Origin of the sequence: Butyrivibrio sp. LB2008 (genome assembly GCF_000621565.1) — a bacterium.
GTDB lineage: Bacteria > Bacillota > Clostridia > Lachnospirales > Lachnospiraceae > Butyrivibrio.
The window spans coordinates 90419-99451 of record NZ_JHXZ01000019.1; the positions used below are offsets into that span (position 1 = coordinate 90419).

Consider the following 9033-nt stretch of genomic DNA (forward strand, 5'->3'; position numbering starts at 1 on the left):
ATGCGCTATGCACATGAGCCACTTGCAGCTTATACAAAAATTGTATTTTATTTATGTTTTTTTGTCAATGCGTAGGTTGTTATTCCGATAATATCTTCCTGAATGTCTTCACGTTTTCAGAAATATTGCCTTTAAAAATACCTGAACCGGATACTATCACATTCGCACCAGCCTCCAATATTTCCTCTACATTATCGATGTAAATGCCTCCGTCTACCTGAATATCGACATCAATCCCTTTCTTATCAATAAGCTTTCTCAGCTCCCTTACCTTATCAAGGCTTTCCGGTATCAACTGTTGTCCGCCAAATCCCGGCTCAACAGTCATGACGAGCACCATCTCAACCTTTTCCAAATAAGGTACGATCGCATCTATGGGTGTTGCCGGTTTAATTGCTATACCGGCTTTTTTGCCATATTTATGTATCTCATCTATAACCGCCATAGGATCATCTGTAGCTTCCTGATGAAAGGTCACGGAGTCTGCCCCCACGTCTACAAAGTTTTTTATGTAACGTATCGGGTCCACTATCATCAAATGCACATCAAAAAGCTTATCGGTTATTCCCCTTATGCTCTTAACTATCGGCATTCCGTACGAAATAGAAGGAACAAACATTCCATCCATGACATCAATATGTATGTAGTGGGTGCCAGCCTTATCGACTTCTTCGATCTGCGATCCCAGTCGAGCAAAATCAGCTGACAGAATTGAAGAACTCAATATATTCATTATTTAAGAAATTCCTTTACTGAAGCATATACTCCATCTGCATCAAGACCATACTTATGAACAAGCTCACCTGCTGTACCGGACTCACCGTACTTATCCTGCATTCCAAGCTTCTTAACAGGAGTAGGTGCGCTCTCTGAAAGAGCATCACTTACTGCGCTTCCAAGTCCGCCGATAACAGAGTGCTCCTCAACAGTTACAACCTTGCCGGTCTTCTTTGCTGAAGCGATAACAAGCTCTTTATCAAGAGGTTTGATAGTACAAATATTGATAACCTCTGCTGAAATTCCGTCAGCAGCAAGCTTCTCAGCTGCACCGATTGCTGAATCAACGCAGATACCTGTTGCAATGATAGTTACATCTGTACCTTCTTTGATCACAGATCCTTTACCGATTTCAAACTTGTAATCGGGTCTGTCGTTAATGATACTGCATGCAGCACGTCCGAATCTGATGTAAACAGGTCCTTCGTGCTCAAGAGCAGCGCGAACGCATGCCTTTGCTTCAATATCATCTGCGGGGCACATAACAACCATTCCTGGAATAACGCTCATAAGAGCGAAATCCTCATTACACTGATGGCTGGCACCGTCTTCACCTACTGTGATTCCGGCATGTGTTCCACCAATCTTTACATTAAGATGAGGATATCCAACTGAGTTACGTACCTGTTCAAATGCACGTCCTGCAGCGAACATGGCAAAAGAACTTACAAAAGGAATCTTTCCTGTTGTCGCAAGTCCTGCTGCGATTCCCATCATGTTACACTCTGCAATACCACAATCTATATGTCTCTCAGGAAATTTTTTCTGAAAAACAGCTGTCTTGGTTGATGCTGCCAGATCCGCGTCCAAAACAACGAGGTTGGGGAACTCATCACCAAGCTCCGCAAGAGCATTACCGTAGCTTTCTCTTGTTGCAATCTTCTTTACTTCGCTCATAGTGCCGCACCTATCCTTTCCAATTCTTCCATAGCCTGTTTGTACTCGTCGTCGTTAGGAGCTTTTCCGTGCCATCCTGCCTGGTTCTCCATGAAGGAAACACCTTTGCCCTTAACAGTGTGCGCTATGATCGCTGTGGGCATACCCTTTGTATTCTTAGCCTCTTCGAAAGCTGCCTTGATCTCATCAAAGTTATGTCCGTCTATATTAATAACATGGAAATTGAACGCTTCAAATTTCTTATCGATAGGATAAGGTGAACATACCTTATCTACAGGTCCGTCAATCTGAAGACCGTTGTTATCAACAATAACAACAAGATTATCAAGTTTGCGGAAGCCTGCAAACATAGCTGCTTCCCATACCTGACCTTCCTGAAGCTCTCCGTCACCAAGAAGCGTATATACTCTGAAATCTTTTTTATCGAGCTTTGCAGAAAGTGCCATTCCACAAGCTGCTGAGATTCCCTGTCCGAGTGATCCGCTGGACATATCAAGTCCCGGAAGATACTGCATACTTGGATGTCCCTGAAGTCTGGAACCAAGCTTACGAAGCGTTGTCAGTTCCTCTTTAGGGAAATAACCTTTCTCTGCCATTACTGAATAAAGTCCCGGTGCGCAATGTCCCTTTGAAAGAACAAAACGATCTCTGTCGGGATCCGCAACATTTTTGGGATCAACATTCATCTCCTCAAAATACAGATATGTGAAAATATCTGTTGAAGATAAAGATCCGCCCGGATGTCCTGCTCCGGCTGCATGAAGTGCCGTTATTATGCTTTTTCTTACTTCATTAGCCGTCTTTTGTAGTTCCTGATTGGTCATAGCCATATTGAATTATTTCCTTTCCGTAATATTCAAAGACAAACTGCATTTTCAATGTATCACATGCCACATTGTTTCGTCTACCACGCACTTTGTCTAAGTTTTATCATTATCACTTTTTCTGCCCATAATAGGCATTTGCGCCATGTTTTCTAAAATAATGCTTATCTTGAAGGTCTGACGAAATCACGCTGATCTCCGGATTAAGAACCTCGCTCCTGAACGCCATCTTTGCAACTTCTTCTTCAACGGCTGCATTGTGAACCGCTTCTGCCGCATCTTTTCCCCATGTAAAGACACCATGGTTCTGGCACAAAGTACCAGGAACCGCCATTGGATCTATATTAAGACGCTTAAACTCTGCCGCGATCGCAAGTCCTGTATTTTTCTCATATTCAGACTCTATCTCAGCTTTTGTAAGCGCTCTTACACAAGGGATCTCCCCGTAGAAATAATCCGCATGTGTAGTCCCGTAGCAGGGAATTCCTCTTCCTGCCTGTGCCCAGCTCGTTGCATAGGATGAATGAGTGTGAACAACGCCACCGATTTCCTTGAACGCCTTATAGAGCTCAAGATGTGTGGGCGTATCGGAAGAAGGAGAAAGATCTCCCTCAACCTTGTTTCCGTCAAGATCCATTACCACCATATCGTCCGGTGTCATCTTGTCATACTCAACTCCGCTCGGCTTTATTACAAAAAGTCCTTTTTCCCTGTCGATCTCACTGACGTTTCCCCATGTGAACAAGACAAGTCCATACTTAGGAAGAAGCATATTTGCTTCATATACTTTCTTTTTAAGTTCTTCTAACATATCTGTACCCCGTAATCATTTTATAATCATGTTTTTTGCCAAATGTTTTATCTGAGTGACTCGACAGCTGCCTTCTCAACAGCAAGTCCCGCCGAATAGTTCTTGATAAACTCATCAAATCCTTTGACGTCCTTCTCCTCAGGCTCGCATGTTTCCACGCTCACATTTGTAAACACCTTATCACTAAGGTACTTCTCAAGGCTCTCGCCTTCCTCTTTCTGCATCATGTATCCCGCAAGAATAGCCTGTCCCCAAGGGCCGCCTTCTCCCGCAGTTTCCATAAGCTTTATTGTTGTTCCGAGTGCCGCAGCCATAACCTTGTCTCCGGCTCCTCTTACCTTGAAAAATCCTCCCTGCCCAAAGAAGAAATCAACTTTTACTTTCTCCTCTTTGATAAGAATATCATTTCCAAGCTTAAGCGCTCCAAGCGCTGTATAGAGGTGTGTCCTCATAAAGTTCGAAAGATTGAATGCATCATCGGGTTTTCTTACGAAAAGAGGTCTTCCTTCATTGAATCCCGTAATGCTCTCTCCCGAAAAATAGTTGTATGCAAGAAGTCCGCCGCAATCGGGATCTCCTTCCATAGCTTTTTTATAGAGCCCTCCGTAGAGCTCGTCATCGCTGATATCCTGTCCGAATGTTTTTGCAAACTCTCTGAAAAGTGATACCCATGCGTTCAGATCTGAAGTACAGTTGTTACAATGAACCATCGCAACCTGCTCACCCGAAGGTGTTGTTACTATATCAAGCTCAGGATATGCCTTGGAAAGATCGTGTTCGAGAACAACCATTGAAAATACAGATGTTCCTGCAGAAATATTTCCTGTTCTCTTAGCAACAGAATTAGTAGCAACCATACCGGTTCCCGCATCTCCTTCGGGAGGACATACAGACACGCCCTCTTTAAGAGTTCCTTCGGGATCGAGGAAAAGAGCTCCCTCTTTGGTAAGCACTCCTGCACGCTCGCCAGCACAAAGCACCTTGGGCAAAATATCGCGGATCTTTATTCCGGCACTCTTTACCTCAGAAAGATTATCAAAAGTATCGAGCATTCCTGCGTTGTAATCACAAGTCTTGGAATCTATTGGGAACATTCCCGAAGCATCGCCGATACCCAGAACTTTTTCACCTGTAAGCAAAAGATGGATATAACCTGCCAATGTTGTAAAGAAATCAATTTTTCCCACATGCTCTTCTTTATTAAGAATTGCCTGATACAGATGTGCAATGCTCCATCTCTGCGGAATGTGGAATCCCAGAGCTTCTGTAAGCTTGTCCGAAGCTTCTTCCGTAATGGTATTTCTCCACGTTCTGAAAGGAACAAGGAGCTTTCCATCCTTATCGAAAGCCATATATCCGTGCATCATAGCGGAAACACCCATTGCTCCCACTGTGGTAAGGTCCTCGCCGTATTTGTTCTTTACGTCCTCTTTAAGACCTTTGTAGCAAGCTCTCACACCTTCTTTGATGTCATCAAGTCCATACGTCCAGATTCCGTCAACCAGTTTGTTCTCCCAGCTAAACGAACCCGATGCAAGAGAATTGTACTCTTTGTCCGTAAGAACTGCCTTGATTCTGGTAGAGCCGAACTCTATTCCCAGAAATGTACTGCCTTCGGCAATTGCCTTTTTTGCGTCACTCATAACTCCTTCTCCTTTTATTGTATTTGTAACCCTTTATTAAATAAGCCCGTTATTTCTGGAATAATAGAACAGATACTGCTGCATTATTCCATTGTAAGGAGCATATTTATCAAAACTAAAGCCGTTTGGATACTTAAGCTCAAGCACTCTGTTGATCCAAACATCCTTCGGAAAGGCATCAAGTCTGTGATACCCAAATAAAATCTCACAGTTTGCCACCTTAACCCCAACACCGAACAACCCCAATAGTCCGGTCATAAGTTCCTCATCCGAGGCGTTTCCCCAATCATCAAGCGAGACCGCGCCGCTTGCAACATCAAGCGCAGCCTGCTTCACATATTTATCCCTGTAACCAAGGCTACAGGAAGAAAGTTTTTCATCAGACAGTTCTGCCAGTTCCTGCGGCGTCGGAAAAGCATAAATCGGTCTTCCTTCCCTGTCTGTTCCTATATTTCTCGAAACCGCGGCACAAAGCTTTTCTATTGAAGCCTTTATCGCCGGGATATTTTTTCTCTGCGATATGATAAAAGATATCAGCATCTCCCACGGATCCTGCCTTAAAATCCTGATGCCTTTACCAAATTCTGCGGCGCAGTACAGATAATTGTCTTTATCCTTGTCTATCCTGCCTCGTATCTTTCTATAATCAAGATCAAGGTCAAAATAATCTTTCCAGAAATTCTCGTACTCATCAGGAGCACAATCCAGTTCGTATTCGAACTCTCCGCATTTTCTTATAAAAAGATGTCTTGCTAAAGCCGTGACATCAAAACCGTCACCACACTCATTAAATCTAAAGCACTGTCCGCTGTCTGCAATTTTCTTTAAATCAAAATCATCAAATATTTCAATCTTCATTATGCCTTATCCATACTGTCGAGGTAACCTCTGTCCCACAACATAATGTTGAGTTTCTGTGCAAGTTCAACTGCAGGTTGCGTAAAATACTGATTGGTCATGACCACGCCGACCATCCTGCTGTAATAATCTCTGCCTGCATATATTTCCTGAATTGCCTTAACACCGATCGGTTTGTCATAGCACTTACACTGAACCGCGTAAGTTATCCCGTCCTTCTCAGCAAGAATATCAGCGCCAAAATCTCCGCTTCCTTTTGTTACGGATGCTTCGGAAAAACCATTGGCCTTGAGCAGATCCGCACAATAATACTCAAAATCATGCCCTTCCATTTCGTCCATCGGAAGTGGCTTCTTCCTGTATTTCTTAATGTAACTGACGATAAAAACTGCAATCGCTATTATCGCAATTCCGATTGCCGCATATATGTATATTCTCACCATAGGAATCTCCGCTACATAGCCTGTAAAGCCATTGCCTTATATTTTACCATAATCCTCATATGGTTAAAACATCGGAATCCCCATATATTTTTGCATAAAATACCCCCGCTGAAAAAAGCGGGGGTATTTATTAAACGATTTATCTATTTTTTAGTACTGTATTAGTGGATCCGTAACCTGAAATATCCGTGTAAGTCTTAACTGTTGCAGTTCCTTCGTTCCTATTTGCGGAAGTAAATTCAACATCAATCTTTTTAGCACCTTTCTTAGCGCCATCAAATTCTATATTAGAAAGATTGTCTGAAACATCGTTTCCGCGGCTCTTATCTTTAAATGCCTCTTCATAAGGATCTGCGCTGCCTTCTGCGATCACGAGATTGTTCTTAAATTTATTTGAAGAATCACATGCATACTGAACAAGGAAGCATGCACCCTTCGTGTTATATATTGTATTGTTTGTTATTACACAGTTCTTTGCTCCACCGGTCTTCTTTGTATCATATCCACCGATGCTGATTCCTGCCAAACCGCCGTTGATCACTACGTTGTTGTTTACTCTGATATCTTCAACCATAACACCCTTGTGCTCTGTAGCGATTTCAATTCCAAGGTCACAATTCTCGACATAGTTATCAAATACGTCTATGTCTGTTCCTCCGTCAATATAGATACCGTCTGCGCAAGCTTCATCATATGTCACGTTATCTTTAGAGGAAATATTGTAAACTGTGTTATTGCAGATCTTTCCTGCTCTTGCTCTGTCTCTGTTATCTTTTGTTGTCTTCTCAAATCCGATTGCGTCAATACCAATGTTATCGCAATCATGCACTGTGTTGCCAGAGATCTCAAATCCTTCAACGTTTCCGTTTACTACAACCGCTTCACTGTTTCCAAGGCGCAGGCCGTACACCTCACAATTTGTGATAGTAACGTTCTTTGTTGGTTCCTTAAGACTTCCGTCTACCAGAATACCGTGCGCGTTGTAGTCATCTGATTTTTTGGAATACATGCATCCCATATCGTGAATTTCACAATTCTGGATCGTAATATTTTCCGAACCTTCATCTACACATATACCCTTAGGGCAAACACTTCCTGAAGGTTTATTCAAAGTGAAACCTTTAATTTCAAGGTTATCAATTGTTACATCCGAAGCGCATATATAGATCATCGAATCATCACTTGATTTAGGTGTTATCTTTGATCCTTCCAGTACCGCTCCGTCTTCTCCGATAATAGTGATTCCGTCAGTCTCTACACTGATCTGTTCCTTGTAAACTCCTGCCGGAACTATGATTGTATCCCCTTCATTCGCATTTTCAATCGCATCCTCAATAGTTTTTGCCCCTTGCGAACCAACGCGGATAGGCTCTTTTGCATTTACGGGTGTTGTCCCGATGTCGCCATAGAGGGTCAGACATGCAATAAATGTGCATGATGCAACCAATCTAAGTATCTTTTTCATTTGCATCCTCTTCTGTTCTCTCCTTTTCTTTTCTTTGTTGGTTATGTATATATTTATAACGGCCTCGTACAAATACATTAGCATATTTTATTACAATTGTGAATGGAATTATTAACAAACTTAACCTTTCTCAAACCGACATATTTACTAAAACGGTTTCGTTTATCTTTTCACAGCCGCAGTTTTCATCGCCTTTTACGCCTTTGTGCAAGTTGATCAATTATAGAATTTATATACGTCATTCTCATCTCCCGCGTTCAAAATAGCCATGATATCACCTATATATTACACACATTTGTACATTTACTTAAAAAACGTTTACATTTGTTACTTTTTGTGTTAATATTTTTAATTGTTAAAGGAAAGGAGATTTACTCATGAAAAAAAGAGTATTGATACTTTGTTTAGCATTTTCAGTATCAACATTTTGTATGGCATGCAGTGACAAATCAACACCTGCAACTCCCGAAGAACCTGTTACTTCGGAATCGGTTGAAATAAGTGAAGATCCGGAAGCCATTCCGGAATCCGACGAAGCACCGACTGACAATACCGGAGATATTGATAATATAGTAGATGAAGGCTCTGATGATTCTTCAGGCAGTAAAGCTTCCGATTTTGATTGTTCGGTATTTACAGAAGCCAGTTATGCAGATGTATGTGATTATGCTCAAAAGATAAAAGACCTGACACTTGCAAAGGATTGGAACGCCATTGGCGACATGATCAATTATCCTGTTGCAGATAGCGATGGTAAAGTATGTAACACAAAGGAAGACTTTGTAAAATATGCCGAAAGCGCAAACTATGAACAAGAACTATTCGATTCACTTGAAAAGTGGTCAGTAGATGAAATATGGTTTAACAGCCAAGGAGCCTGCATTGATGGCGGAAATATCTGGTTTCAGGATTTCAGCCTTAGCACTACAGATTTTAAAATTAAATCTTTCTGGGGATTATATCCACAGTAAAATAGATTAAAAAATGGGGCTGTCGCTTTAGATGATTAATCATCTGGGCGAAGCCCCTTCTTCATGCCCATAATTAGGGCTTTTATAGCATGCTTTTTTATACGCTCCATTATGAAGCGTACTTTAATAAGCCGATTGGTTTACCGGCACTATTTTAGATATTTCATTTTGAAATTTTAAATTTATGACGCTTTTTTCAGTTCGAAAAGGTGTGTTCCCGTCCGCTTGGACATGATCTTATGATGGAGCTTATTGATGTCAAATGCTATTGCCAAGAGCGCACTCTGTGCCAGAACATTCTCACTTCCTCTATATAGGTAACGCCTGAAATTCATGTCTTCCTT

General features: G+C 41.7%; 9 protein-coding genes. 1 reads left to right on the forward strand and 8 read right to left on the reverse strand.

Annotation, left to right across the window (positions count from 1 at the left end):
• Positions 1–79: 79 nt before the first annotated feature.
• From rpe to T356_RS18755, 8 genes are all read right to left on the reverse strand, one after another.
• A complete protein-coding gene (gene rpe, locus T356_RS0107620; RefSeq protein WP_026513992.1) occupies positions 80–736 on the reverse strand; it encodes a ribulose-phosphate 3-epimerase in 657 nt (218 codons plus the stop codon).
• Positions 733–1674 carry a transketolase family protein gene (locus T356_RS0107625; protein WP_026513993.1) on the reverse strand — a complete coding sequence of 314 codons (942 nt, stop codon included), beginning with the start codon at positions 1672–1674 and terminating at the stop codon, positions 733–735. The genes rpe and T356_RS0107625 overlap by 4 nt, the downstream gene beginning before the upstream one ends.
• The gene (locus T356_RS0107630; protein ID WP_026513994.1) at positions 1671–2498 is read right to left on the reverse strand and encodes a transketolase; all 828 of its coding nucleotides are present in this window, start codon (positions 2496–2498) and stop codon (positions 1671–1673) included. The genes T356_RS0107625 and T356_RS0107630 overlap by 4 nt, the downstream gene beginning before the upstream one ends.
• A gap of 112 nt (positions 2499–2610) precedes the next feature.
• Positions 2611–3309 (reverse strand): L-ribulose-5-phosphate 4-epimerase, encoded by a 699-nt coding sequence (locus T356_RS0107635; RefSeq protein ID WP_026513995.1) that lies wholly within the window; start codon positions 3307–3309, stop codon positions 2611–2613.
• 47 nt (positions 3310–3356) lie between these two features.
• Positions 3357–4952, reverse strand: coding sequence for a xylulokinase (locus T356_RS0107640; protein WP_026513996.1), 1596 nt, complete (start codon positions 4950–4952; stop codon positions 3357–3359).
• Between the two features lie 36 nt (positions 4953–4988).
• Positions 4989–5810 carry a DNA-3-methyladenine glycosylase family protein gene (locus tag T356_RS0107645; RefSeq protein ID WP_242846574.1) on the reverse strand — a complete coding sequence of 274 codons (822 nt, stop codon included), beginning with the start codon at positions 5808–5810 and terminating at the stop codon, positions 4989–4991.
• Positions 5810–6253, reverse strand: coding sequence for a restriction endonuclease (locus T356_RS0107650; protein ID WP_035780676.1), 444 nt, complete (start codon positions 6251–6253; stop codon positions 5810–5812). The genes T356_RS0107645 and T356_RS0107650 overlap by 1 nt, the downstream gene beginning before the upstream one ends.
• A gap of 139 nt (positions 6254–6392) precedes the next feature.
• Positions 6393–7718, reverse strand: coding sequence for a right-handed parallel beta-helix repeat-containing protein (locus T356_RS18755; protein ID WP_051563258.1), 1326 nt, complete (start codon positions 7716–7718; stop codon positions 6393–6395).
• Between the two features lie 377 nt (positions 7719–8095).
• Between T356_RS18755 and T356_RS0107660 the strand changes: the two genes are divergently transcribed.
• On the forward strand, positions 8096–8689 hold the full coding sequence (locus tag T356_RS0107660) for a hypothetical protein (RefSeq protein WP_026513999.1): 594 nt from the start codon (positions 8096–8098) through the stop codon (positions 8687–8689).
• Positions 8690–9033: the final 344 nt, after the last annotated feature.

Bases quoted from the DNA above. Each gene is read 5' to 3' on its own strand.
- T356_RS0107640 (WP_026513996.1), bottom strand. From the start codon at position 4,952: ATGAGTGACGCAAAAAAGGCAATTGCCGAAGGCAGTACATTTCTGGGA.
- T356_RS0107635 (WP_026513995.1), bottom strand. From the start codon at position 3,309: ATGTTAGAAGAACTTAAAAAGAAAGTATATGAAGCAAATATGCTTCTT.
- T356_RS0107645 (WP_242846574.1), bottom strand. From the start codon at position 5,810: ATGAAGATTGAAATATTTGATGATTTTGATTTAAAGAAAATTGCAGAC.
- T356_RS0107660 (WP_026513999.1), top strand. From the start codon at position 8,096: ATGAAAAAAAGAGTATTGATACTTTGTTTAGCATTTTCAGTATCAACA.
- T356_RS0107625 (WP_026513993.1), bottom strand. From the start codon at position 1,674: ATGAGCGAAGTAAAGAAGATTGCAACAAGAGAAAGCTACGGTAATGCT.
- T356_RS18755 (WP_051563258.1), bottom strand. From the start codon at position 7,718: ATGAAAAAGATACTTAGATTGGTTGCATCATGCACATTTATTGCATGT.
- T356_RS0107650 (WP_035780676.1), bottom strand. From the start codon at position 6,253: ATGGTGAGAATATACATATATGCGGCAATCGGAATTGCGATAATAGCG.
- T356_RS0107630 (WP_026513994.1), bottom strand. From the start codon at position 2,498: ATGACCAATCAGGAACTACAAAAGACGGCTAATGAAGTAAGAAAAAGC.